Annotated in this window: 20 protein-coding genes; 11 read left to right on the top strand and 9 right to left on the bottom strand. The window is 68.3% G+C overall.

Going from position 1 to position 25,031, the window contains the following annotated elements:
• The first annotated feature begins 546 nt into the window (after positions 1–546).
• Complete coding sequence (locus tag RN901_RS10935; protein ID WP_310758319.1) at positions 547–1,176, top strand: NYN domain-containing protein; 630 nt, start codon at positions 547–549, stop codon at positions 1,174–1,176.
• Positions 1,167–1,376 carry a type II toxin-antitoxin system HicB family antitoxin gene (locus RN901_RS14990; protein WP_345782385.1) on the top strand — a complete coding sequence of 70 codons (210 nt, stop codon included), beginning with the start codon at positions 1,167–1,169 and terminating at the stop codon, positions 1,374–1,376. The genes RN901_RS10935 and RN901_RS14990 overlap by 10 nt, the downstream gene beginning before the upstream one ends.
• Before the next feature lie 181 nt (positions 1,377–1,557).
• Here RN901_RS14990 and lepB read toward each other — a convergent pair whose 3' ends face one another.
• On the bottom strand, positions 1,558–2,298 hold the full coding sequence (gene lepB, locus RN901_RS10930) for a signal peptidase I (protein WP_310758318.1): 741 nt from the start codon (positions 2,296–2,298) through the stop codon (positions 1,558–1,560).
• Positions 2,299–2,567: 269 nt separating this feature from the next.
• Between lepB and RN901_RS10925 the strand changes: the two genes are divergently transcribed.
• Positions 2,568–3,206, top strand: a complete 639-nt coding sequence (locus RN901_RS10925) for a hypothetical protein (protein ID WP_310758317.1) — start codon at positions 2,568–2,570, stop codon at positions 3,204–3,206.
• Between the two features lie 467 nt (positions 3,207–3,673).
• Here RN901_RS10925 and RN901_RS10920 read toward each other — a convergent pair whose 3' ends face one another.
• The gene (locus RN901_RS10920; RefSeq protein ID WP_310758316.1) at positions 3,674–3,856 is read right to left on the bottom strand and encodes a hypothetical protein; all 183 of its coding nucleotides are present in this window, start codon (positions 3,854–3,856) and stop codon (positions 3,674–3,676) included.
• Between the two features lie 836 nt (positions 3,857–4,692).
• Here RN901_RS10920 and RN901_RS10915 point away from each other — a divergent pair.
• A complete protein-coding gene (locus tag RN901_RS10915) occupies positions 4,693–6,024 on the top strand; it encodes a phospholipase D-like domain-containing protein (protein WP_310758315.1) in 1,332 nt (443 codons plus the stop codon).
• Between the two features lie 129 nt (positions 6,025–6,153).
• Here the strand turns inward: RN901_RS10915 and RN901_RS10910 are convergent, their stop codons facing one another.
• The gene (locus RN901_RS10910) at positions 6,154–7,971 is read right to left on the bottom strand and encodes an Ig-like domain-containing protein (RefSeq protein ID WP_310758314.1); all 1,818 of its coding nucleotides are present in this window, start codon (positions 7,969–7,971) and stop codon (positions 6,154–6,156) included.
• A 667-nt stretch (positions 7,972–8,638) separates the two neighbouring features.
• On the opposite strand from RN901_RS10910, the gene RN901_RS10905 reads away from it, so the two are divergent.
• Both RN901_RS10905 and RN901_RS10900 read left to right on the top strand, forming a co-directional pair.
• Positions 8,639–8,881, top strand: coding sequence for a hypothetical protein (locus RN901_RS10905; protein WP_310758313.1), 243 nt, complete (start codon positions 8,639–8,641; stop codon positions 8,879–8,881).
• Positions 8,882–9,037: 156 nt separating this feature from the next.
• Positions 9,038–9,919 carry an alpha/beta hydrolase gene (locus RN901_RS10900; protein WP_310758312.1) on the top strand — a complete coding sequence of 294 codons (882 nt, stop codon included), beginning with the start codon at positions 9,038–9,040 and terminating at the stop codon, positions 9,917–9,919.
• Between the two features lie 15 nt (positions 9,920–9,934).
• Here the strand turns inward: RN901_RS10900 and RN901_RS10895 are convergent, their stop codons facing one another.
• The gene (locus tag RN901_RS10895) at positions 9,935–10,369 is read right to left on the bottom strand and encodes a DUF6526 family protein (protein WP_310758311.1); all 435 of its coding nucleotides are present in this window, start codon (positions 10,367–10,369) and stop codon (positions 9,935–9,937) included.
• A 621-nt stretch (positions 10,370–10,990) separates the two neighbouring features.
• Here RN901_RS10895 and RN901_RS10890 point away from each other — a divergent pair.
• A complete protein-coding gene (locus tag RN901_RS10890; protein WP_310758310.1) occupies positions 10,991–12,349 on the top strand; it encodes a hypothetical protein in 1,359 nt (452 codons plus the stop codon).
• Positions 12,350–12,792: 443 nt separating this feature from the next.
• Here RN901_RS10890 and RN901_RS10885 read toward each other — a convergent pair whose 3' ends face one another.
• The 5 genes from RN901_RS10885 to RN901_RS10865 form a co-directional block, all read right to left on the bottom strand.
• The gene (locus tag RN901_RS10885) at positions 12,793–13,947 is read right to left on the bottom strand and encodes a helix-turn-helix transcriptional regulator (RefSeq protein WP_310758309.1); all 1,155 of its coding nucleotides are present in this window, start codon (positions 13,945–13,947) and stop codon (positions 12,793–12,795) included.
• 150 nt (positions 13,948–14,097) lie between these two features.
• Positions 14,098–16,368 (bottom strand): CRTAC1 family protein, encoded by a 2,271-nt coding sequence (locus RN901_RS10880; RefSeq protein WP_310758308.1) that lies wholly within the window; start codon positions 16,366–16,368, stop codon positions 14,098–14,100.
• A 23-nt stretch (positions 16,369–16,391) separates the two neighbouring features.
• Positions 16,392–19,862: an FG-GAP-like repeat-containing protein gene (locus RN901_RS10875; protein ID WP_310758307.1), complete on the bottom strand. Its 3,471-nt coding sequence runs from the start codon at positions 19,860–19,862 to the stop codon at positions 16,392–16,394.
• A 263-nt stretch (positions 19,863–20,125) separates the two neighbouring features.
• Positions 20,126–20,818: a hypothetical protein gene (locus tag RN901_RS10870; protein WP_310758306.1), complete on the bottom strand. Its 693-nt coding sequence runs from the start codon at positions 20,816–20,818 to the stop codon at positions 20,126–20,128.
• A 7-nt stretch (positions 20,819–20,825) separates the two neighbouring features.
• On the bottom strand, positions 20,826–21,401 hold the full coding sequence (locus tag RN901_RS10865; protein WP_310758305.1) for a hypothetical protein: 576 nt from the start codon (positions 21,399–21,401) through the stop codon (positions 20,826–20,828).
• A gap of 168 nt (positions 21,402–21,569) precedes the next feature.
• On the opposite strand from RN901_RS10865, the gene RN901_RS10860 reads away from it, so the two are divergent.
• From RN901_RS10860 to RN901_RS10845, 4 genes are all read left to right on the top strand, one after another.
• Positions 21,570–22,700 carry a Re/Si-specific NAD(P)(+) transhydrogenase subunit alpha gene (locus RN901_RS10860; RefSeq protein ID WP_310758304.1) on the top strand — a complete coding sequence of 377 codons (1,131 nt, stop codon included), beginning with the start codon at positions 21,570–21,572 and terminating at the stop codon, positions 22,698–22,700.
• Between the two features lie 72 nt (positions 22,701–22,772).
• Complete coding sequence (locus RN901_RS10855; RefSeq protein ID WP_310758303.1) at positions 22,773–23,066, top strand: NAD(P) transhydrogenase subunit alpha; 294 nt, start codon at positions 22,773–22,775, stop codon at positions 23,064–23,066.
• An 8-nt stretch (positions 23,067–23,074) separates the two neighbouring features.
• Positions 23,075–24,472 carry an NAD(P)(+) transhydrogenase (Re/Si-specific) subunit beta gene (locus RN901_RS10850; protein ID WP_345782384.1) on the top strand — a complete coding sequence of 466 codons (1,398 nt, stop codon included), beginning with the start codon at positions 23,075–23,077 and terminating at the stop codon, positions 24,470–24,472.
• 40 nt (positions 24,473–24,512) lie between these two features.
• Positions 24,513–24,956: a hypothetical protein gene (locus tag RN901_RS10845; protein WP_310758301.1), complete on the top strand. Its 444-nt coding sequence runs from the start codon at positions 24,513–24,515 to the stop codon at positions 24,954–24,956.
• Positions 24,957–25,031 lie beyond the last annotated feature (75 nt).

The following is a 25,031-nucleotide window of genomic DNA, read 5'->3' as shown; positions in this document are numbered from 1 at the left end:
AGGCCCAACGGACCGCAAAGGCAGCCCTCCCAACCGCGCCTCGATTCTCGCGATCGGTCGTGACGAAGTCAATCGGCCAAGCACCCCTTGTCGTCCATCCGCCAGGGCCGCGCGACGGCCCCCCCGGAGGACCACGGTATCTTCGGGCGCGGCGAGACGCTGTTGATGCGCCGTTGAGACTGCGGCGGACCTTGGTGTTACAGCGGGCCAGGCTCCGAGGACGTCCCTCCCGGTGCCGAGGCCGTCACCTTTGTCACCGGCATGTCGGGGTCCATGATGAACACACCGTCGCGGGCGGGGAGACCGTCCTGGGCCACGGAGCGGCCCGTTTGCACCGGGGCAAGCGATGTCGTATCGTGCCTTGAGCTTATGACCCGTCGGTCCACCGCCCAGATAGGGAGTACGGGGACCGATCAACGGCCCTTCGCGAGCGCGTCACGTGATCTAAAGTGGGCATGGGTTTACACGGGCAAACCCCTCGTAAACCATGACCCCACGCGCAGTCGCGGGGGCCGTTTTCTGTTATATCTCACCTGCATATAACTCATGGACCCGTATATCGCCGTTCTCCTCGACGGAGAGTTCGTCCGGAAGGTTCTTCAGTACCGTACGAAACCCGGCCTCGTCACCAACGTAACGCCAACACTCATTCTGGCCGAGGTGGAACGCATCCTGGGTCACCCGGACCTAACGGATCACAGGCTGTACCGGATTTTCTACTACACAGCCGATCCAAGCAGGGCCACAATAGTTCATCCGGTTACCCGGCAAAAAAACAGCCTCGGCCAAACGGAAACGTTCACGCATAGCAGATGGCTCACCAAGCAACTCGAGACCTCACCTGACGTAGCGGTCCGGCGAGGTACGCTTGCCTTTCGAGGCTGGAAGCTCGGGTCATCAGCGGCCAACGCTCTAGAGGCCGGCTCCAAGTCAAGCGTGGAGGCGAGAGATATCGTCCCGGATCTCGAGCAGAAGGGCGTGGACATGCGAATCGGCCTTGATATCGCCTCGCTGGCGCTGAAGAGATTCGTGTCCACTATTGTGTTGGTAACGGGAGACGCTGACTTCATACCTGCCATGAAGCTTGCCCGACGAGAGGGGTTGCGAGTGCTGCTCGACCACCTTGGGAGGCATGTCAACTCGGAGCTTCGGGTGCATGCAGACCTCTGCATCTAAGTGGAACCTGCGGGCACGAGATCATTCTCTATTGGAGCAACGAAGATCAGGCTGTCGTCGCCGAGGCGCCCGAGTTGCCCGGGTGCATGGCGCACGGTGACGATCACGAGAGCGCCTTGAGGAACATCAAGGATGCGATGCAGTTCTGGATCGACCGGGCACGCGAGTTGGGACGCCCCGTACCGGAACCCCTGGGATAAATGAGTACGTTCGGAGAAGACCTGATCCAGTCGCTGAACGAAGCCTTGGCTCATGCGAAGGGCGAGGGCCCCGCCATCGTGCACACGCCGGTGACCCCACGTGAGGTCCGGAACGCATCATCGAGCCCAACGCGGTCAGGCGAGCACTTCTGGCGTCGCCCTGAGAGGAAGCGCGAATAGGCTAGCGTGGCGGAGGCCCGATTCTCCCCGGTCTCATCGCCGTCAGGAAGCGAAACGGCTTCAGGGCTTCACGGTCGTACGAGTAGTATAGGAATAGCGGCGTTCCCTGCATCTTGCGGCGTTCCACGAAGCCCCACGATCGCGAGTCGAAGCTGTCGTCCCGGTTGTCTCCCATCATGAAGTACCGCGCCTCGGGAACGGTGATTGGACCCCAGTTGTCGCGCGTCGGTCGGTACGTGTCGCGGGACAGCTCCGGCAACAGGTAGTCCGCCTGCCACAACATCTTCGGGTCGAAAGAGTCGGGGATCCGTGGATTCCGCCGTACGTAGGGCTCATCGATGGCGACTCCGTTTCGATAAAGGATGCCGCCATCCATGCGAAGCGTGTCGCCGGGCAGCCCGACCGTGCGCTTGACGATGTCGAGTCCCGGGGAGTGGTCGGCGCGAAACACGATGATGTCGCCGTGCTCCGGTTGGGCGTACCCGGGAAAGTTGGAGTTCGTGAAGGGAATCGGGGCTCCCAGCGACACCTTGTTCACCAGCACGAAGTCGCCCACCAGCAGCGTTTCCTCCATCGAGCCCGAATCGATCACGAACGTGGCCATCAGGAACGTCCGGCTGAGGATCAGGAACAAGGTCACAAGAACCGCCGTGCGACCCCAATCAAGAAACCACGCCCTGCTGAAACGCGGCGGACGCGGTGGATTCTTCGGCTTCTTCGTCGGTCGACGACGTCGCTTCATAGCTTCGATCCCCTGTCAGAGCCTCCCCAGGTCGTTGGGACGAAAGCACGGTAGGCGGGGTGTCGGGCTGGGGTCAAACTTCCCGCGATTCCGGAGGCTCGAGCGTCGGCGAGCGTGCGCTGCGGCGCCTCGTCGGAGGGTTGCCGGGGGTGCTGGCCGTTGGTAGGCTGGCGGTACTTGCTCCCCGCCCGACACGCCCATCATGGGCCTCGGCCGGAGCACCCCGCCGCAATCGAGGTGGGGGGCGTTCCGGGACAGGAGCGACCTTGATGCGGACGTGGCTGCGAACCGACGGTTGGTTGGCCGGGGCTGCCGGCGGCGCGGTGGCCGTCCCGTTCGCGATCCTATTCCACGAACTTGGGCACTTCGGGGCATACGTCGCATTCGGATTCCCCGACCCGGTCCTTCGTTTTTCCTCCGCCAGCTGGGCCGGTTCCCGAGAGTTCGCCACGCTCTTTCGGGCGGGAGACGTGGCGGCTGCGGCGGCGCTTGCCGCGCCGTGGAAAGTGGCGGTCGCCAGCGCCGCGGGGCCGTTGATGAGCTACGTGACGGCCATCGCCTGCGTGCTCGCGGTCCGTCGCTTCGGCCCCGGCCCCCTGTCCTTTCTTCTCGGACTCGGATTGTCGGCGCCGGGGCACGGGGTGGGGCCGTTGCTGGTTCTGGGCATGAACCTCTTCGGCGGCGGATTCACGGGGAGTCAGGACGAAGCGTGGGTGGCGTCGATCGCCGGTATTCCGTCGTCCCTTGCCGTTCTACCCGGTGTCGCCTGCCTCCTGCTGGCACCCTGGTTCCTCGTGACGGCCATCCCTCGCGGTCGAAGGGTCCGAATCGTGGTCCCGGTAGCGGGCGGCATCGTTCTGGGCCTCTGCATGTGGATCCTTTGGCTGGGGCCCCTGCTTCTTCCGTGAAGACAGGGGAAACGATGACAGAAGAGAACACAGGCCCCAAGCCCACTCGTGCCTTGACCGGCGGATCGGAGAAGAACCGTTCCGCTGCGGATCGGGTCTGGTCGTGCGGCGGAGCGACCCGTTTCCAAGGAGTCCGAGGCAATCATCAAGGAGGTCTCGGTGCGCCGGCGCACGGCCATGGAGATCTTGGCTAATCGCTGACGGCGATTATCGAGTCACATGGGCCGGCTCAATCCGTGCCCTGACGAGGCGTTGCTGACTTTCAACGATCCCTAAGACTCGAGGGTAGGCAAGAAAAATGCGGCCGGGTAAGCCAGCAGGCCCAACGGACCGCAAAGACAGCCCTCCCAACCGCGCCTCAACTCTCGCCATCAGTCCTGCTGAGGTCAATAGGCGAAGGCACACCTTGTCGTCCAGCCGCCAAGGCCGCGCGGGCCGGCACGGCACCGCGCCCGAAACGCCCGTCCTCAGGTGCGCGGCAGTGCGGACGACGAGGTGAAGCCCGCGATCCGGTGCACCTGGTCCTCGTCCACGGTCCAGCCGAGCACAAGGCCGGGCGGGTCCCGCTTCGGCCGCCAACGCCGGGAGAGCCCGCCGTCCTCCTGCGCCGCCACCGTCGCCGTCGCACCGTCGCGCACGCTCGACCGCAAGACCGCATGCCTTCGGATGATGTCGCATCGACCATATTGCGTCGGGCTCTCGATATTCATAACGGACCACATAGCATCGGAACAGTTGGCATTGACGAATGCTCGTGTGAGTCGCCGCCAGGTCACAGTTGATGATTGGAGTATCCTACTAGTACGCGTTCGTTGATCGCGTAGGTGACCCGGCCGCTCCACTCTGGGCGCGTCTTCCGGTGTCGCCCGTCCGGTATACTCATTCGCCCGCAGTTGTCTGTGACTTCCCTCGCCCGCCTGGCGCATCGTACATTGGCGTCGGTGTAGTTCATCGCGTCATGGACCGGCAGGCCGGCGTGCCGGGTATCCGCGAGCGGAGGAGTTCCGGTGCACCGCCCTGCCGCTCCCGCCGCGCGGAACTCCGCCTGGGCAGTCCTCGAGAGAAAACGACGAATGCCACGATTCTGCGGAGTGACCGACGAGCAGCTCAAACGATCAACCTGTAGGAGGGATCCCAAATGCGTGCCCAGAGAACAAGCGATGATCTGACCGTTCAGTGCGTCGCCGGGAGCCATGTCGTTCTGATTGGGTGGTCTTTACCGAAACGAAAGTGCAAAAAACTTGCCGGTTTTGCCCTTCACAGGACCGATCATGACGAACACGAAGCCAATTGGCTGAGAGGGATGAAGACTTTCGCGGCCACCGATCCCGGGCGGCCCCGCGGAACTCTTCATTCTACCCGGCAGCATCCCGTTCAGAGCTTCATGTGGTCCGACTACTCCGCGAAACCCGGACGAAAGTATACCTATCGAGTCGTTGCCTTGGAGGGCGCGCCTAACCAGCTCAAGGAGGTTGCGGAGACGTGCGTGACGGTAACCACGGAGGCGCCGGAGGACGGGCTGAACGATGTGCATTTCAACCGTGGCGCTGCAGCCAGCCAGGAATACGCCCGCCGCTTCGGCAATGTCCGCCCCGACGAAGATAATGTTGCCGATCCGAAATGGGGCTGGCTTTCCCGGGGCCTCTACGAGGCCATGGTCGCGTTTGTGTCAGCCGCCCAAGAGGGAGACAAACTCCGAATCTGCGCCTATGAATTCCATTATCTCCCTTTCCTAAAGATTCTGAAAGACGCGGTCAAACGCGGTGTCGACGTCAAAGTGATCTACGACGCCAAGAATAAGCCGGATAAGCGTACGGGAGAAATCTTTCCGCGCGACGCCAATCGGACGGCTGCACGCCGGGCCGGTATCAAGTCAAGATGCGTTGAACGCTCTGAGTACAAGTCCGCCATCAGTCACAACAAGTTCATGGTCCGCTACAGAGGCGACGAGCCGGTCTCTGTCTGGACCGGCGGAACGAATTTCTCTGATGGCGGCATTTTCGGGCAATCTAATGTCGGCCAAGTAGCGGAGGACCATCGTGTGGCTGGAAAATACGCCGCTTACTGGAAACTATTGGCGACGGATCCAACTGGGCGTACTCTACGCCCACAGCTAGATGCCCTCACGCCGACTCCACCGGACACCATCCCAGACGGGGTCAGCGTCATTTTTTCGCCGCGAAGCTCACTGGACATTCTCAACTGGTACGCCGCGCGAGCCAAGGCTGCCAAAGGGGCCCTGTTCATGACGTTCGCGTTCGGTATGCATGACATTTTCAAGGATGTCTACCAAACCAGCGCGGCACCGCTGCGCTTCGCTCTCATGGAGAAGGAAGTACGCCCCATGAAGGCCGGCCCCAAAAGGGACGCTGAGGTGGCGGCGATCAAGGCGCTTCGGCGGATGGACGAAAATCTCTTCGCGATCGGGTCGCATTTCCGGTCGAGTAAGTTCGACACCTGGCTGGCCGAACGTCTTACCGGTCTCAACTCCCACGTGCGATATGTGCATAACAAGTTCATGCTGATCGATCCTCTCTCCGATGACCCCATCATCGTCGGCGGATCGGCGAACTTCTCAGATGCCTCAACGAGAAAGAACGACGAAAACATGCTCATCATTCGCGGTAACACCCGCGTCGCTGACATCTATCTCGGAGAGTTCATGCGGCTCTACAGCCATCACGCCTTCCGAGAATTTGCAAATCGACGATCGTCGCCGAGGTTGAGACACCTTCGAACGGATGATTGGTGGACCGAGTATTTCGGCAAGAGGAATCGTTCGAGGCGGCGCGTCTACTTTGCTGGCGTGAATGCGTGAGGGTTGTGAGAGGACTGATCATGCCCCAGCCGTGTACCGGGCATATCGACGATAGGACCTAGCGCACGGCGGGGATCGTCCCGGTCTGGATCGCTTCGGCCGCAAGCAAGCGAACTACCGTACGGCAATTCACTTTCGCGACGCTCGCCGGACCCGGGTCCCTCGCGATGAGGCCTCCGACCTCTCGGGGATTCCGCGGCTGACGAGCGCTTCGATGCCCGAGTCCGAAAGCAGCGTTCCTGCGCCGACTCCGGCAGAGTTGTCTGCGATGTCCGCAGGCGGGTCCCGCAGAATAGCCCGCACCTGGCCATTCGTGTCTCGCAGGATCGCCATGGGACGGTCCGTCTGACGATCTATCGCAGCCCGTCCCGCAGGACCGGCGAGCGTGATGCTTGCGAGTGCATCGACCAACGCGGGCTGGACGGGAAGCGCGAATGCAAATCCGCTGCCCCCGGCCCCGTGCGCAATCTCTGAAGTTCCGAAGGTGAGCGAGAACAGCTCCTCGCCCTCGTGACCGTACCCCTTGATCTCGTAGTCGCCACGCGACTGTGGGAGGGCGGGCGGGGCGTCCAGCAAGAAAGAGGGCTCGAGAAACGGCTTGCCGGCGTCGTCGACGCCGCCCCACAGGAGAAGTACTTGAGACGGTGAAATGCTGGCGTCCGCCCCGGTGGACACCCTGTAGCGAAGCGCCTTGCTGAACGAATAGTCGCTGATCCACCCAGGCGAACAGTAGGACATCACGTCGGACGTGCTCGGCGGGATCAATGACCCGCCGTCCCGGGAATCGTATCCCCAGGCTCCGATCGAACCATCCGGGTAGGGGTACGCTGGATCCGGATCCGCGCTACCGCACGGGGCATGGCGAAGGAAGAGGTTGTGTCCAAGTTCGTGAGCCATCGTCGGACCACGGGGAATCGAGACGCTCGCCCGGCCGCCCAATTGAGCGAGGCCTCCGCCGGCAAAGCCGCCCAGTCTCCCGGACATCGTGCCCATGTAGAAGCCGCTGCCACTCTCCATGACCCGGATCGCCGAGGTCTCTCCGAGCAGCGCGTTCGCGTTGTTGCGCGAACTCAGCACGGGATCGTGCGCCGTCACGTCGAGGCTCCCGACCGGCATCAGCGTTCGGGTCTCCCGGAGCAGTTCGTGGTTGTCCGGGTCCGACGCTATCCCTCGGACGATGTCTATGATGGCCGAATCGGGCTCGGTGCTCCAAATAAAAGGAATCAGCGTGAGGTCGAGGCGAGGCATGTCGTGCACCTCAACCGACGCGCGACCCGTCTGCGGGATTCGCCTCGTGGACAACAGGCCCGTCTCCAATGTCCCGTCCGGGTCGATCTCGATCACCATCTCGAGTCCCGGGCGGACGATCTCCCCTGGGATCGTCGCGTTGGCGGACAGCAGAAGGTCGCCCTCCTCGACCTCCGTCGGCATCGACCCGGTCTGTGCCGGGATGACGACCTCATGCGCCTGCGCCCCGCCGAGATGGAACCTAGCGCGAACGGGAGGCAGGCCTGCACCCGTGCTGCGCTCGGCGGTAACGAAGACACGGAGCAACGCGTCGCGGCCCGCGACGAGAGGAACAGCGGCTCTACGGGACTGGACGGCCTGGGTGAGGTAGGCCATCACACGCACGGTCGCCTCGGCGGACCCCGTGGCCGATCCCGCCCGTGCGGTCACTCTCGCAGAGCCATCTCCGACGGCAGTCAGGAGACCCGAGCCGTCCACGCGCACCACGAGCGTGTCGCTCGACGCCCACTCGAGACCGGCACCCGCGAGCGTCCGGCCATTCTGATCGAGAACGCTCGCCGTCAACCGGGCCGTGCCCCCGTGAACGTTCATCTCGACGGTCTCCGGCGTGAGGGTGACCGTTGCGGGTCTCGGAGCTGCCGGGGAGGAAGGTGAAGCTGGATCCGACGTACTCTCGCCGCATGCGACGAGCCCTAGCATCGCAACGGCGCCGACCTTGCGGATCCGCATCACGTCGGACCCGGGGCGCTCGTGCCTTAGCCCACCGCGAACCACTTCATGCCGGTTTCGGGATTCCCGCAGCATCAGTCTTAAGTGTGGGACCGAGCGTCGGTGGAGCGACACCGCCAAATTGTAAGGTAGAGATACGGAATCGGATGGCTTCAAAGGCAAAGACAATGGTCGGACGACGGCGGCGCGGCGGAGCAACCCGTTTTCACCCTGGCAAGCGACGTCGTATGGTGCCTTTAGCTTATGACCCATCGGCCCGCCGCCCAGATAGGGATCCACGGGGGCCGATAATTCCAACCCCAGGGACGCTTAGTGCGTCCCTGTTTTCGACATCAGCATGCGACCGGCGCGGTTGCCTCTAGCGACCCGACTGAACGGTTGCCTTCCTGGAGCGGCGGCTCTCTCGATGAGGGGCCGCCGCTCCTCCTGCATCCTACCGTGAGTCGCCGCCACGGCGGGATCCGTCCGACCGTCCTGTTGATGCGCGGTTGAGACTGCGGCGGACCCTGGTGTTACAGCTGGCCAGGCTCCGGGGACGTCCACCCCGGCAGGCGCTGCCGTATGGAGCCGCGCGCGGCATGTTAGCGTCCGAACGCATGGCGTAGTACGGTGTTAGCAGTCGCAGAAAGGAAGGAACGTGGCACGCGTCAACCAAAAAACGTTGCTGAGTTGGGCGTCCTTCGGGGTGTCCTTCGTCATGCTTGTCATCATGCTGGCCAGCGGGCTGTTCTCGTTCTCGGGCCGTATGGGAATGGTGGAAGGCAAGATCGAATCCCTGGAGGCCAACATGTCGGATGGGTTCGACCGGCTCAACGCACGTTTGATCAGCATTGAGGAAGCGCTCCGCGAAATGCCGCCGTTGCGCGCTGAAGAGGATTAGGAGCGACCGGGGAGGGGGCTCACACGTTCCCGCGGGAACGTCCCGGCGTTGTGCACGTCCCGTCCATTGAAAACCCGCTATCTTCCGGGAATGGAATATCGGCGAGAGAGCGGGGATCGATCATTCGCAGCCGCAGCCAGCGAGCAGGTCTGGCAGGTGCCCGAACCCCTTGCGGTGCATGACGCGCGCCTGGGCGACGGCGCCGTCACCACGCTGCGGCGGCACGGGAATCCCTCCGGCCCGCGCATCGTGCTCAGCCACGGCAACAGCCTCTCGATCGACCTCTACTACCCGTTCTGGTCGCTGTTCGCGGACGCCTTCGATCTCGTGCTCTACGACCTCAGGAACCACGGCTGGAATGCTCCGGGGCCGCTGCGCAGCCACCATGTGCCCACGCTCGTCGATGACCACCTGCGCATCCAGGATGCCATCGAGCAGGCTTTCGGGAAGAAGCCGCAGGCCGGCGTGTTCCATTCTCTCTCGGGGCTGGTCTCGCTCGTGTCTCCCACGCGAGGTGGGGAGTTCGTGGCCCGCGTTCTCTTCGATCCGCCGCTGTGCGAGTGGGGCCCCGCCCGTGAGGAGTGTCCCGACGTGGCGAGGCGGGCGGCCCAGATGACGCTTGCGCGCGCGGAGCGGTATCCGACCCGCGCGGAGTTCGCGGAGGTGCTTCTTCACATGCCCGCCTTCCAGTACGTGGTCCCCGGCGTCCGCCGCCTCATGGCCCGGACGACGCTGCGCCGAAGCCCGGACGGGGACGGCTATATTCTCCGTTGTCCCCGCGAACATGAGGCTCGGATCTACAGGTACGGCGGACAGTACGCGGCGTTGATCGACTTTGAGGCACTCGCCTGTCCGACGATGATCATCGGGGCCGACCCGGACATCCCGCATACGTATTTTCCGACCACCGAACTTCATCACATCCCGACCGTGGACTACGCCTATCTGCCCGGAGGCACGCACCTCCTGCAGTTGGAGCAGCCGGAGGCGAGCGCAGCGGCGACGCTGGATTATCTGAAGGCGAACGGCCTGTTCTGACCTGCGCCCCTCAGGTCAGACGCGCTGGTGGTCGGGGCGCCAGTCCTGGACGGCCTGCTTTATGGACGTCCGGTCCGTCAGTTCGCCGGCGAGGACGCGGCGTACCAAGCCGGGCAGTTCGGCGTCGGAGGCGAAGCGCAAGGCGATGAGCTGGTCCGTCGTCAGCTGCCCGATTTCGCCCTTCAGTTCGTCCGGCAGCGTCCTCTCGAGGCGGAGGCGCTCCTCCAGGCGGATCACCCGGTCCTGAACGCCGGTTGCGAAGCGCCGCGCAAAGAGAAGGCTTATCGGGGTACAGGCGGCCACCACGAACAGGGCCAGGGTCCCCGCGCTGAAATCCACGACGAGCAGGGTTCCGACACCCACCGTCGCGGCCGTTGAGAGAAAGGCGCCCGCGAGGAACAGTGTTGGGGGGCGCCTGGCGTGGTTCGCGTAGTTCTGGGTCTGCGCCATCACGATTCCCGAGGTTTGGTCTGGCGTCACGACGACACGGACGCGCCTGCCTAATGTATCAGCCAACCTCCCGCGCAACGACGTAACGGGCACCTGCTGAACCCCCAATTTAGGGGAGGTTGGCGCGCGCGAAGGGCTGCTATCTTTCGCGTCGAGAGGCTGGCCTGCCGCCTCCCCGCCCGTCTGTGCCTGCGCGAAACCTCGTAGAATCGAGACTGGAAATACGTATGCCCAAACAGGAACCCGAGAGCGCTCTCCGCCAATCCGACGTGCGCCAATCCGACGTGCGCCAAACCGACGTGCGCCAATCCGCCATGGCCGCGTGCCAGCGGGTCGGGCTCTACCGCCGCATCTCCGACCCGGACAGCAACCTCTTCCTCGATCGTCCGTGCGCGGAACTCGTGGAGGCGTCGGCGGATCGGTGCCCGGTCTCGCCCCCGTACAACGACACGCTGATGACGTTTCGGGCGCGCTACGTGGGCGCGCTGAAGGAGAAAGGGTACGAGACGGTCCGGCTGTACCTGCAGCGGCTGTGCACCGAGGACTGGACGTGGCGGCGCTGGTGTCGGTATCACGCCCGCCGCATCTCCGTGCTGCTTTCTGGCCGGGGCGCTCGGGGCGGTGGGTGCGCGGCCGGCCGACGGCCAGGACGTCTTTTACTCGGAACCTGCGCCGGGAGTCGGAGCCACGACGGAACTGGCCGGCGGCGCCGGGTTCCGGGAGGACCTCGTCGTCGACCTCTACTTCTACGCACGCGCGCCAGGGGCCTCGGATCTCGTGGCCGACGTGATTCTCCCTGGCGACAGGTCGGCGGAGGAACGGGTGTTCGCGGTGCAGCGGGGCGCGGCGTCCGGGGGCGCGGGGACCGGGGGCGCGCGGGTCGAACGCTGCCGGGTCGTCGACCGCGGCACCGTCTGTGAGCCCCTGGATCCGCCCGCCTCCATCGGCATCGGCGGGTGCGGCGAGGCAGAGGCCGAATGCTGGGGCGACCGGGTCGAGATCGAACTGCCGCCCCTGGACATGGATTGGGGCGGCGAGTTCCTGCGCCTCACGCTCCCCGGCGGGGCGTTCACACTCACCGGATGCGCGTGCGAGGACATCGGCGGGCCTCTTGTCGCGAAGCGGGACGCGGCCGGGAACGCCGTGACCCGGGAATCGCCCGAACTCGTGGTGCCCCTCCCCGCCCCCTCCGACGTCGAGCGCCAGTACCTGGAACAGCGGCCGTTCCTGCGCTTCGACGTCAGCCCCTTTGTGCGTGACGAGTCCGGGGTCGGCGGGTTCGAGGACCTGAGCCTGTCGTTCGACGGAGGGATCTATCGGCAGCAGGCTCACGGTCGCTGGCTCGCGCAGGCCAGGTGGTCGGGCGATCTCGCCACCCGCGCCGAGACCAACTTCAACCGCGTGACGCTGGAAGCCGGCGCCGCCTTCAACCTCCTGCCCGGCGACTGGCTGCCTCTCTCGCTCAGCGCAAAGGGGCAGTCGGACCAGGGGCTCCGCGCCGTCGACATATCCGCCGAAGCCCGGCTCGCGTACGTGCTGCCCTTCAATCCGACCCTTCAGTCGGGCGCCTACCGGCCCGCGGCCGCACCCCGTCTCAACGTGATCGCGGCCTATGGCCGGGAACTGGCGCGCCCCTCGGAGGCGACGGAGCCGGGGGAGCCCACGGAGCCCGCGGACTCCGGCACCCGATCGTTCCGGCGGGTCGGCTACGAGCTGTGGTGGCGGCTCCCCGTCTCCGGGAACATGCTGCTGAACATCCACCACGCCGGGCTGTGGAACCGTCCGGACGGCGCCGGCGGCGACTTCCACGCGCTCTGGGACCTGGCCCTGGAGGTCGATCTGGGCGGGGTGACCTACCTGGTGGGATACCAGAGGGGAAGCGCGGCCCCGCTGTTCGTGCCGATCGAGACCACGCGCGCCGGTCTGAGCTTCGCCATCGGCGGCGGCACGGCGGAGGCCGGGGGACCGGACCAGGACTAGTCGGGAGGACTTGGCCGCAGAGCCGCGGTCCCGATCGAGCCCTGCAGGCTCGGCAGTTGCCGGGCTGCCCGCGCCAAGTCCCGACCTTTGGCCGTCAACTTGTACAGGCGACCGTCATCGCTGCCCAGGCGCGCGAAACCCGAATTGAGAAGGGAATCAATGGCCCGCGCCGCCCTACCGGCGGAGCCGCCCAGGAGCGAACGGACGCCCATGGCGCCGAACGGGGAACCGTCAGCGTACTGGAGCAGAACCTTCTTGGCGTCGTCCGTCATCTTGGCCGTACGGCACAGGGCCTGAGTTGGCTCGGCCCGACAGCTGGTAATGGCGAGAACCTATACTAGTCCATCTTGTGCGATCCTTGGGCGGTAGCAATCCGTAATTTAGCGATATTTCGACGATATTCGCCGGATGAAACGCTGCCCGGACTCCGCGGGTCGGCTGGGTCAGTCGGGCAGGTCGGCGAAGCCGTCCAGCGCCAGCACTCTCCGCACCAGGTCCACCTGACGCGAGACGCCCTGTTTGCGGAAGATCTGCTTCAGGTGCCAGCGAACGGTCTCCTCCGTGCGCCCCGTGGCCAGGGCGACGTCGCGCAGGGTCCGGCCGGTGGCCAGCGCCACGACCAGCCGGCCCTCCGTCGGCGTGAGGTCCAGGATCGCGGCCACCCGGGCCGGATCGATCCGGGCCGGGCCGCTCGGATCCGCGATAAGGACGACCGCGCCGATCCGGCGCGTTCTGAAGTGCGGATACTCTTCGCCCACGGGGGCGATGTGCACCGCCAGCGGCGTCTCGGAGGAGGAGCGGGCGACCCTCATCGAACCCGCGGAACCCCGCTCCCCGAACGGGGGCAGGGCGCGCGCCATCAGACGGGACAGTTCGGCGTTGTCCGCCGGCATCCGGGTACACAGGTACGCATCGAAGTCCGCCAGTCCATCGCCTTGTCGCAGGATGTCGGCTGCCCGGTCGTTGGCCTCCATGATCCGGCCGCGCCGGTCGAGATGGATGACCCCGTAACGCCGGCTGGTGAGGAGTTCGGTCGTGGACGGGCCCGTCACCTCGGCTTCGGCGAGGGCATGGCGCATGATCGCGAACTGGCGGACGTGCGGACGGAGGCGCTGGATCAGCCGGACCTGGTCGGAACTCCAGCCTCCCCGCTCGCTGGAATCGCAGATCAACCATCCGACGTGCAGGCCGTCCGGACCGTCCATTCGAAGGTAGAGGCCGTTCTGCGCCCGCATCTCGGCCAGCGCCTCGTTGTACGCGGGCGAGGCCTTCCTCTCCTCGTCTGTGTAAAGGTCCGCCGCAGGCGTGATGCGTCCGTTCTCGAGCCGCGCCCAGCGCGGGATGCGTTCATCGTCGGGAAAGTAGTTCGAGAAATACCGGTGCTCCCAGTCCTCGCGGCGCTCTCCGTCGAGACAGATCCGCGCCAGCAGGATGGACCCGTCGGCCGGAGACTGTCCTTCACCAAGCCCCAGGGCGCTGCCGCGCGTACGGTTGACTTCGCCGATCATGCGATCCGCCGCGGGCCACCGCGCGTCGTTGAGGGCGGCGTCCTGTATCAACGCCCGGATGCGCTCGTAGGCATCCCGAGAATACGTCACTAGTCCGCCACCCTCCGTTCCACCGCTCCTGCCGTTATGGTCGGCAACCTTCGCCAGGTTCCGAGCGATCTCCCCTAAATTGGGGGGATACGAGCACTCGCGGAGCCCCCAATTTGGGGGGGGTCTCGGATGCCTTGGGTGGGTCGCGGGTTACCGGTCGCCGAGGCGGATTCGGGGTCTTTCGAGGGGTTCGGCGGTGCCGGTTCCCTCTCGGATGCGGTAGGCGCGGTCGAGGGAGAGGGCGGTGAGGCGGTCGACGGTGCCGGAGCCGGGCCAGCGGATTTCGACGGACTCGATTCGGGTGGCCCGGCCGAGGCCGATCTCCTGGCGGAGGGGGTTCGAGCCGAAGCTGCCGCCCGTGCCGGCGCGGCGGTGGATTTGTCTCGTTCCCTCCGGGCCTTCGACGGTCACGGTGATGCGGGCGCCGATCCCGGGGCGGTTCGCTTGTTCGCCCACCAGCGTAAGGGCGATCCAGCGGTGGTCGAACCCGGGGTTCTCGTACAGGGCGTTGGGCGACAGGTCCCCCTCCATGGCGCCCCCGAGCTGGATGTGGAGGTCGGTGTCCCCGTCGTTGTCGATGTCCACGAAGGAGACGCCGTGTCCCTTGTGCAGGCTGCCGAAGCCGCCCGCGCCGGTGATCTCCTCGAAGCGGTCGCCGAGGTTCCGGAACATCCGGTTCGGCATCAACTGCCGGAGGTCGGGATCGCCCGTCCCGACGAGGAAGTCGAGCCGGCCGTCGCCGTCGAGGTCGCCGTAGTTCGATCCCATCGCGTACATGATCCGGTCGACGCCGCGGGCGGCGGTGACGTCGGCGAAGGTGCCGTCGCCGAGGTTGCGGTACAGGCGGGGTAGCTCGGCAGAGTGCGGTTCGCCGGTCATCTCGCGCACGAGGTCGGCGGTCTGGGCGGCGTAGCCCGCCACGTAGAGGTCGAGCCAGCCGTCGTTGTCGAAATCCCAGAACCAGGTCGGGAAGCTGGCCAGCGGCTCGGCGACCCCGGCCCGGCCGGTCGCGTCCTCGAAGGCCCAGCCTCCGTCGGCGGTCGGACCGAGGTTCCGGTACAGGCGGTTGGAGGCGTGGAGGATGGAGAGATAGAGGTCCGGGCGGCCATCGTTGTCGTAGTCCCCCCACGTCACGCCCTTCACGAAGTCGGAGACCTCGATGCCGACCTCGGCGGCCACCTCCTCGAAGGTGCCGTCGCCCCGGTTCCGGTAGAGTTCGCTGCGGTGCGCGAGGCTGTCCCTCGACTCGTTCCCGATGAAGAGGTCGAGCCAGCCGTCGCCGTCGAAGTCGGCCCAGGCGCCGGTCTGGGTGGGGTGCTCGGAGTAGAGTCCGGCCTCGCGCGTAACGTCGGAGAACGTGCCGCCGTCGTTGCGCAGGAGGGAGTTGGGGAGGGGCTGGACGAGCCAGCCGCCGCGGAGCACGAAGACGTCCGCGTCGCCGTCGTTGTCGTAGTCGGCGTGGACGAGGTTGAGCCCGCCGAGGAGGCCCTCGAGTCCGGCCTCGGCGGTCCGGTCGACGAAGCCGCCCGCGCCGTCGCTCTCGAAGTAGCGGAGTTGGTGCAGGAGGCCGCGGGAGGAGGTCATCACGTCGGGCAGGCCGTCGCCGCTCAGGTCATCGACGATGGCGCCGCCTGAGAGGGAGACGGCGTCCAGGCCGGCGCGTGTGGCCACGTCCTCGAAGCGGGGGAACTCGCCGGACCCGCCCACGGCGGCCGCCTCGATCCTGTACTCGGGCGGGACGCTGTCAGGCCAGGCGCCGGCGGTCATCGCGGCGAGGTTCAGGACCCAGCGCGCCCGGAGGTCGTCGGGGCGCGACTGGAGGAGCGACCGGTGCCAGCCGATTGCCGCGTTGAGGGCGGCGCGCGCGGAATCGGAGACGGCGGTGGTGGCGGCGGCGGTGGAGGCGGTCGAGGGGACGGCGAGCCAGCAGGGGGAGCGCTCGAGGGCCGGTTCGACGGTGCCCGCGGCGGGTCCCGCGGCGGGGCATGCGAGTTCGGCGCCGAGGCGCAGGAAGGCGATCCCGATGAGTTCCTCGATGGAGCGGCGGAAGCCGGGGAAGGGCTCGGCCGGCGTCGCTTCCAGCGTCTGGTCGACGAAGATGAGCTGTTCGAGCGCGGGCTGGGTGTGTCCCGCGTTCAGGAGTTCGCGCGCGGCGTTGGCGACGCGGACGAGCATTTCCGCGCCATCGGGCGACGGCGGCAGGTTCGTGAGGTAGCGGAGGCGCGCGGTGTTGAGTTGCTCGTCGAGCAGCGGGTCGGCCGAATCGGCGAGCGCGAGCAGGCGGGCGGCCATCTCCCGCGTGCCGGCCGTGGGGCCCGGGCCGGGGGAGTCGGCGGCCGGTTCTCCGCAGCCGGCGGGCAGCGTCAGGGCGAGGAGCGCGGCGGGGAGCCGGCCGGCGGCCGCCAGGGCCCGGCCCCGCATTCGGCGGGTCCCGGTACCGGCGCTCACGAGCCTTCGCCTCTTCGCAGCGTGACCTCGGGGGCGCCGGCGTCCGGGGCGTCTGGCTCCACCGGGAACGTTTCCTCGACGCCGTCGGGCCAGCGTACGGTCACGGCGCGGATGTCCGCCGCGCGCCCCAGCACCTGCACGGACCCGTTGAAGGACCAATACCCGCTCCCGAACTGGATTTCCCGCGTGGGACCCTCGCTTCCATCGGCGTACCTCGGGCGCAGCCGCGCGCCGGCAGCGGACAGCCGGACGCGCAGCCCCGGCGCTCCGCCCCGCCCGCGGAAGATGACGGTCTCGGCTCCGTTCTGCCCGACGGCCAGGTCCCAGCGCCCGTCGGCGTCGAAGTCCGCTACGGCGGCGGCGCGGGCGTCCCCGTACACCTCGACCCCGCTCCGCGCCGCGTCGAGGACCGTAAACCCGCCCGCCCCGTCGCCGAGCAGCACGGCGCCCCGGCCCGCGTCGTGGCGTTCGAGGCCCCGCGGTGTCGCGAAGTAGTTCTGCGCGAGAAAGAGGTCCTCGCGGCCATCGCGGTCGAAGTCCGCCACCGCCACGCCGAAGGCGGGCGCGAGCTGGGCGGCCGCCGGCAGCGGGCGCGGCTCGAACCGGCCGCCGACGTTGAGAAACACCGTGTGGCGCAGCGTCGCGGCGCTCGCCCGGTAGAGTCCCGTGCGCCCCGTTCCGAGGAGGTCTTCGACGGAACTCCGGGCGAAGGCCTCGAAGGTGGGGGCCGGCCGCCGCAGGAAGGGGAGCGTCGTTCCGAGCATGAGATAGTCGCGCACGGGGCGTTCGACGCCGTCCGCCCCGGTCTCGAACTCGATGAGGTCGACGAGGCCGTTCCCGTCGAAGTCGGACGCGACCGCGCCGACGGGCTGCTCGGGGCTCGCGAAGCGCCCGGTGTTCGTGCCCCACGCCGTCACCGCCAGGTCCGGGCGGCCGTCCGCGTTGAAGTCTCCCGTCGCGATGCCGTTCCAGCGGCCGGTGTGCGGGGCGAGGCCCCACGTCTCCGTCGCGTCGCTGAAGCGTCCCCCGTCGTTCTCGAGGAGCCGCACGGGGCCCCACTCCAGCGCGAGGATGAGGTCGGGGTCGCCGTCGCCGTCCACGTCGGAGAACACGGCCCCGGAGACGAGGCCGATCCCCCGCAGGGTCTCGGCGGCTTCGGCGTCGACAACCCAGTCGCCGCCCTCGGCCAGGAGCAGTCTCGAGTCGGCGGGCAGGGGGTAGGCGCCGGGGGTCGCGCGGGCGCCGGCGAAGAGGTCGAGGTCGCCGTCTCCGTCCACATCGGCGGCCGCCAGGGGCCCCGTCGCGTGGGGGCTCGGCGGGAGGGCGGGCGCGGGGCCCGCATCGAGGCGGGCGAGGGGCGGAATCGCGTCGAGGTCGGCCGGCGAGCGGGCTTCCCAGGCGCTGACGCCCGCGATGATGACCGGGCGGCCGGCCGTGGGGAGCGCGATGATGGACGTGTGGTCGCCGACGGCGGGGGCGCCGATGGGCACGGGGTCCGTCAGCCGCCCGGCTTCGTTGACGGCGAGCTGGGCGCGGCCTCCCGCCCCCGCCCCGAAGAGCAGGTCCGGGTCGCCGTCCGCATCCGCATCCACCCACGCCACGCCCGGGCCGCCCCGGGACAGCTCGAGCGGCACGAGCGGCTGCCGGGCCAGCTCGTCGAAGGCCGATTCGGCGTGCCGCCCGATGGCCTCGGCTTCGGCGAAGAGCGCGGCGCCGCTCCCCGCCCCGGCCGCGCCGCCCGGCCCGCCCCCGGTGCCCCGCCCCGCCACGTTCTCCGGGCCAGCCTCCCCGGCCCCGCCGCCCGCGGGCGGCTCCACCTCGTAGGCGTGGTTCGCGAGCAGGCGGACGGTCCGGCTCCGCCCCGAAGGCCATGTGATCGTCGCCTCGGCCGCCTCGCGATCCCCCATCGCGAAGGTGAGGCCCGGATCCGAACCGGAGAGATACATGCCGCCCGACGTCACCTGCCGCGTCTGGGCCGGCGGCGCCCCCTCCGCCGCGGATGCGCCCGCGAGCACGACGCGCGCGCCGACCGCCTGCGTGTTGCGGCCCTCCCCGAGCACGCGCAGGGCGATGCGCGCCTTCCCGGCGTCGTTCCGCAGGACGAGGGGCGGTTCGTCCAGCCGCGTGATCACGACGTCCCGGTCGCCGTCGCGGTCGAAGTCCGCCGCCGCGATCCCGTGGCTCACGTCCGGCTCCGTCCCGTACCCCCAGCCCCGCGTCATGTCGACGAACGTCCCGTCGCCGAGGTTGCGGAAGGCCAGGTTCCGCAGCCGGAGCGGCGGAAACACCCCGAGTTCCTCGCGCCAGTCCACCTGGATGCGGCGGGTCCGCAGCGCCTCCTGCGTGTCTCCGTCGAGCGGGTCCCAGCCGTGTCCGTTCGTGATCAGCAGGTCCTCGTAGCCGTCGAGTTCGACGTCGAGGAACATCGCGCCCCAGGTCCATTCCGAGGCGTCGAGCCCGGCCGCGCGCGCCGTCTCGGCCCAGGTCCCGTCGCCCCGGTTGAGCTGCAGGGTGTTCCGGTCGGCGGACGCCCGCGCCGCGTGCCCGCCGGGGAGCGTCCATCCGGCCGCGCCGAGCGCGACCTGCTCCCGCCTCCTCACCGGATCGGGCGAGAGCATCTCCGTCGCCACGAAGTCGGTGTCGCCGTCTCCGTCGATGTCGGAGAAGTCGACCCCCATCGAGGAGGTGCTCTCGGTGCGGAAGGCGAGCCCCGACGCGGCGGTGAAGCTCCCCCCCTCGTTGAGCCAGAACCCGTCCCGGCTCCCCAGGTCGTTGGCGACGAAGAGGTCGGGGTCCCCGTCGTCATCCGCATCGAAGAAGCGCGCGACGAGCCCCCAGTCGCGGGGAATGTCGGCGATCGGCTCGCCGTCCGCGTCCCGAAACACGCCGCCCGTGAGGTCGACCGGCGCGAAGCCGCCCGATCCATCGTTCAGGTACAGTTCGTCGGGGTCCGCGAGTTCGAGGCGCAGCACGCCCTCTCCCTCGCGCTCGAGCCGGTAGTGCTCGTCGAACGGGGGGTGGATGACGAACCCGTCGCCGACGGCCTCCGCGATCTCGCGCGGCCTGCGCTCCGCGGGGCTGAACAGGTCGTCGCCCTGGACCGTCTTGTAGTTGGCGAAGTACGCGTCGAGGTCCCCGTCCCCGTCGAGGTCGGCGAGCGCGAGCGTGCTGCTCCCCCATTCCCCCTCGAACCCGGCGTCGACCTCCTCGAAGACTCCGCTCCCGTCGTTCAGGAGGAGCGCGTTCGTCCCCCCGTGCACGGCCACGAAGAGGTCCAGGTCGCCGTCGCCCTCCGCATCGGCGAGGACGGCGCCCCGCGACAGCCGGTCCCCGAGCCCGGCCCCGGAGCGCTCCGTCACGTCCTCGAAGCGCCAGCCTCCCAGGTTGCGGTAGAGGACGTTCGGCCGGTCCAGCATGCAGAGGTAGAGGTCGACCCAGCCGTCGCCGTCCACATCTCCCAGCGCCACGCCGACGCCGTGGATGAGCGTGCGGTTCGCGAGCCGGGCCTCGCGCGAGACGGTGGGGGTCGCCTCGATGCCCGTGCTCCGCGGCGCGAGCGAGGTGAAGCCGCCCTCGGCCTCCCCCCGGAACGACAGGAGGCGCGCGCGGGTGCCGTCCCCCTCGACCCAGTCGATCGAGACCGGCGGGGCGGGGGCGTCGCAGGCGGCGAAGAGGCCGGCGGCGAAGGCTGCGGCGGGAAGAAGGCGGGAGCGGGCTTTGCCGCGGGCGGCTATTCGCCGTCTCCGCGGAAGACGGACCGCATCCCCTCCACCGCGTCGCGGGCCCCTTCCGCCGCCCGCGCGAAGACCTTGGCCAGTTCCCGCTTCCCGGTGCCGACGAGCGGGATGTCGAAGGTGAAGTGGACCGCCACGCCGGCCGGGCGGACGTTTTCCTTGGGATCGGTCCAGCCGCCGTCCGGGTCGAGGGCGCCTTCGATGTGCACCTCGACGGTGTCCGAGACCGCACCCACCTCCTGCGCCACCTTGGAGAGCCGGGTCGCGAGCGCGTCGTTGCGCGACGGGTTCGACTCCCGCTCGTCCAGCCAGAGGGCGGGCGGGGCGACGTCGATGTGGACGTAGCCCAGCATCACCTCGCCACCGAGTTCCAGCGCGTCGTGCGCGTCGTGCCCGGGGACGTCCGAGGCGGGCGGGGCAAGGTAGGTTCCGAGCCCTTCGGTCCCGATGTTGGCGAGTCCGAGCGCCATCTCGTCGATGACGAGTTCGACCATCGCGGACGGGGCGTGGAGGGTGTCCAGCGCGCCCGACTCGAGGATGTCGAGTTCGGACTGGTCGTAGGCGACGGCGCGGAAGAACCACGAGAGCGGCTCCTGGCGGCCCTCGAACAGGTCCCGCGCGCCCATTCCCTTGTCGCGGAGCGCGCTGAGGAGCAGCGCGCTCAACTGGTGTCGCGTGATTTCAGCCACGGGTCGCCTAGGGCGTGATCATGACGTGGGCGTTCGCCGTGCCCGCCGCCATCAGCCACGCGCCCCGCGTCGCCCTCGTGGGGAGGCCCAGGTCCTCGGCCGTCGCGAAGGGGGTGTAGATGACCGCTTGGTGCCGCTGCACCGCCTCCATGTCTCCGGACCAGCCCTCGGCCGCGTAGATCGCGTGCAGGAAGGCGTAACTCGGCATCTCGAGCGTGCCCGCCTCGATCTCGGCCATGCGCTGCTCGACGTTCGGCCGGCCGGTGGTCCCCTGCGAGGTCAGTTCGCGGCCGCGCGCCATGTAGGGCTCGAGCGACGTGTGGTAGCAGGCGGAGTGGAAGCCGTCGACGGCCGGGTCGTCCGCGACGCAGATGAACGGGCCGGCGCCCTCGCGCAGCGTCACCCACTCGTCCCCCTGCTTCTGAATGACCTTGGCGGTCGCCTGCTCCGTCTCGGTGGGGATGGGCGCGATGGCGAGCGCGACGGCGTCCTGGGCGGCCAGATCCGTGGCGACAAGCGACAGCGCGGCAACCGACAGCGCGGCGGCCGGCACGGCGAGGGCGGTGAACGAACGGCGAAACATGCGGTCCTCCTGGGGCTGGGACTTTCGGAGAATAGGCACTCGCCGGGGCCGCGGCGCAATCGAGAGCCCGCGGTGCGTTGCGCGCGGCGGTCGTGCGGTCAAGATTCGCGGCGCCGCCGCATACGCAGCAGAACCGTGGATCAACACCGTGAACGATGGGAGCCGCCCTTGAGCGTTCGAATCTGTGTCCCGCGGGAGACCGCAGCCGGGGAGTCGCGGGTCGCCCTCACGCCGGACGGGGCGAAGCGCCTGCGCTCGGATGACATTTCGATCGCCATCGAGGCGGGAGCGGGACGGGCGGCCGGCTTCCCCGACGCGGCCTACGAGGACGTGGGCGTTGAGATCGTGCCGGATGCCGGCCGGCTTCTCGGCGAGGCCGATGTCGTGTTCAAGGTGGCCCCGCCCTCCGAGGCCGAGGCGGACGGACTGCGCGAGGGCGCGGTCCTCGCCTGCCTGCTGCGGCCGCACGAGAGCGGGGCGCTGATCGAGCGGCTGGCCGGACGGGGGGTCACGGCGCTGGCGCTGGAACTGGTGCCGAGAATCACGCGCGCGCAGTCGATGGATGCCCTCTCCTCGCAGAGCAACCTGGCGGGGTACAAGGCGGTGCTCCTCGGCGCGAACTCGCTCGGACGGATCTTCCCTCTCCTCATGACGGCGGCGGGGACGCTCTCCCCGGCGCGCGTGCTCGTGCTCGGGGCCGGAGTCGCGGGGCTGCAGGCGATCGCGACGGCGCGCCGGCTCGGGGCGGACACCTGGGGCTACGACATCCGGGCCGCGGTCCGGGAGGAGGTCGAGAGCCTCGGGGCGAAGTTCGTGGACCTCCAGGAGGGCGCCGGGGAGGCGGCGGAGGACGCGGAGACGGAGGGCGGCTACGCGAAGGAACTGGAGGAGGCGGAGCAGGCGCGGCAGCGGGAACTGCTCGCGCAGCACGTGGCGCGGGCGGACGTCGTCATCACGACGGCGCTGGTGCCGGGACGCCGCGCGCCCGTGCTGATCACCGACGACGTGGTGGACCGGATGAAGGAGGGCTCGGTGATCGTCGATCTCGCGGGCGAGGCGGGGGGCAACTGCTCGCTGTCGGCGCCCGGGGAGACGGTCGTGGAGCGCGGCGTGACGATCCACGCGCCGCTCCACGTGCCGGGCTCGCTTCCGTACCACGCCAGCCAGTTGCTCGGCCGCAACCTTTCCGCGCTCGTGAAGCCGATGATCGGGGAGGACGGCGTGTCGGTGGACCTGGAGGACGATGTGATCGGGCCCTGCTGCGTGACGCACGCGGGAGAGGTCCGGTTCGGCGCGTGACGCGCGCATGATGACGGAGCCCGGAGCCGGAGCCGCCGACCCCGGGCGCAACCCAACGACGAGGCCTGGCCGATGGAAGGAACGCTCCTGATCGGACTGTATGTGTTCGTGCTCGCGATGTTCGTGGGCTTCGAACTCATCACGAAGGTGCCGCCCACGCTGCACACGCCGCTCATGTCGGGGTCCAACGCGATCTCCGGGATCTCGATCGTCGGCGCGCTGCTCGTGATCGGACGCGCCGGAGACGCGGTGCTCATGCGGTGGATCGGGCTGGCGGCGCTGATCCTCGCCACGATCAACGTCGTCGGCGGCTTTCTCGTCACCGACCGCATGCTCCAGATGTTCAAGAGCAAGGACGCGAGCTAGCGATGGATATGTCAGGATTCTCGACGGCCATCCCGCTCGCCTACCTGGCGTCCGCCGTTCTCTTCATCCTCGGGATCAAGCGGCTCAGCCATCCGGACACGGCGGCGGGGGGCAACCGGCTCGCCGCGATCGGCATGCTGCTCGCGGTCATCGCGACGCTGCTCGAGAGCGGCCTGGAGTACACGTGGATCATCGCCGGCGTCGCGATCGGGGGGCTGATCGGCCTCGTCATGGCCCGGACCGTGAAGATGACCGCCATGCCGGAGATGGTGGCGGTGTTCAACGGATTCGGCGGGGCCGCGTCCGGTCTCGTCGCGGTGGGGGAGTACCTGCGGGTCGCGGGCGGCGCGGGCGGGGAGACGCTCGCCATCGACTCCGGGGTGTCGATCATGGCGGGGACGCTGATCGGCGCCGTCACCTTCTCGGGCAGCATGATCGCGTTCGGGAAGCTGCAGGGGTTCGTGACCGGCAACGCGATCTCGAACCCGCTCGTGAAGTTCTCCGCCGGCCTCCTGCTGGGCGTCGCGGTGGTGCTGGCGGTCTACCTGGTCGGCTTCGAGTCGAACCTGGTCTTCTACTGGAGCCTGATCGCGGCCGCGCTCATCCTGGGCGTCCTGTTCGTGATTCCGATCGGGGGCGCGGACATGCCGGTCGTGGTGGCGCTGCTCAACTCGTATTCCGGGCTCGCGGCGGCGTCGGCCGGGTTCGTGCTCGGGAACAACGCGCTCATCATCTCGGGCGCGCTGGTGGGCGCCTCCGGACTCATCCTCACCGGCATCATGTGCCGGGCGATGAACCGCTCGCTGGCGAACGTCCTGTTCAGCGCTTTCGGTACGGGATCGGCGACGGCGGGGCGCGCGGCGGACGGCGACCGGGTGGCGACGCCGATCGAGGCCGAGGACTCCGCCATGGTCCTGGGCTACGCCTCGCAGGTCATCTTCGTCCCCGGCTACGGGCTCGCGGTGGCGCAGGCGCAGCACCGGGTGCGGGAACTGGCCGACCTGCTGACGGAGCGCGGCGTCTCGGTGCGCTACTGCGTGCACCCGGTGGCCGGACGGATGCCGGGGCACATGAACGTGCTCCTCGCCGAGGCGAACGTGCCCTACGAGCAACTCTGCGAGCCGGAAGACGTGAACCCGGACATGGAGAACATCGACGTCGCCGTGGTCGTGGGAGCGAACGATGTCGTGAACCCGCTCGCGCGCGACGACCCCTCGAGCCCGATCGGGGGCATGCCGATCATCGAGACGGACCGCGCGAAGACGTGCATAGTTATCAAACGCTCGCTGTCGGTGGGCTACGCCGGCATCGACAACCCGCTCTTCTACCTGCGGAACAACCGCATGTTCTTCGGAGACGCCTCCGACGCCCTCGCCCGCATCACCGAGGAAGTGAAGCAACTCTGATGCGCGGACCGCCGCCGAACCCCGCTCCGGGATCGTGACGGTGGATCGGCGGGGGTTCGTGGTGCGGACGGGTGCGGGGGCGGCGGGGCTCACGATCGGGCTGTCGGGGTGCGGGCCGGGGACGGGCGGCGGCGCGCAGGGGGCCGGAGGCGGCGCGCAGGGGGCGGTCTCGGGGGGCTGGCCGACCGATCCGGACGCGCTCGAAGCCCGCTACCGCGAGAACATCTACACGCGACTCCTCGGTGTCCGGCCGCACCTGCCGGCGCACGAGCACGTCTCGCGGCTGGGCGGCGGGCGCATGGATGCCGAGGTCATCGCGGCGATGGCGGAGGCGAACGAGTTCTTCGTCGACATGAACGAGTTGCTCGCGGCGGCGGGGGCGCGGATCGCGGAGCGGCTCGGGACCGAGGCGGCGCTCGTCACGGCGGGCGGGTTCTCGGCCATGGTGCTCGGGGCGGCGGGCTGCCTGACGGGCGGGCGTTGATGGATTTATATCTTGTTGTAGTCGTTGATCTTATGAGATTGGCCGGTCGGATTCCAGCCGTTTGACTCCCGCCGA

Source organism: Candidatus Palauibacter soopunensis (genome assembly GCF_947581735.1).
Taxonomy (GTDB): domain Bacteria; phylum Gemmatimonadota; class Gemmatimonadetes; order Palauibacterales; family Palauibacteraceae; genus Palauibacter; species Palauibacter soopunensis.
This window is presented reverse-complemented; position numbering and strand designations above follow the sequence as displayed.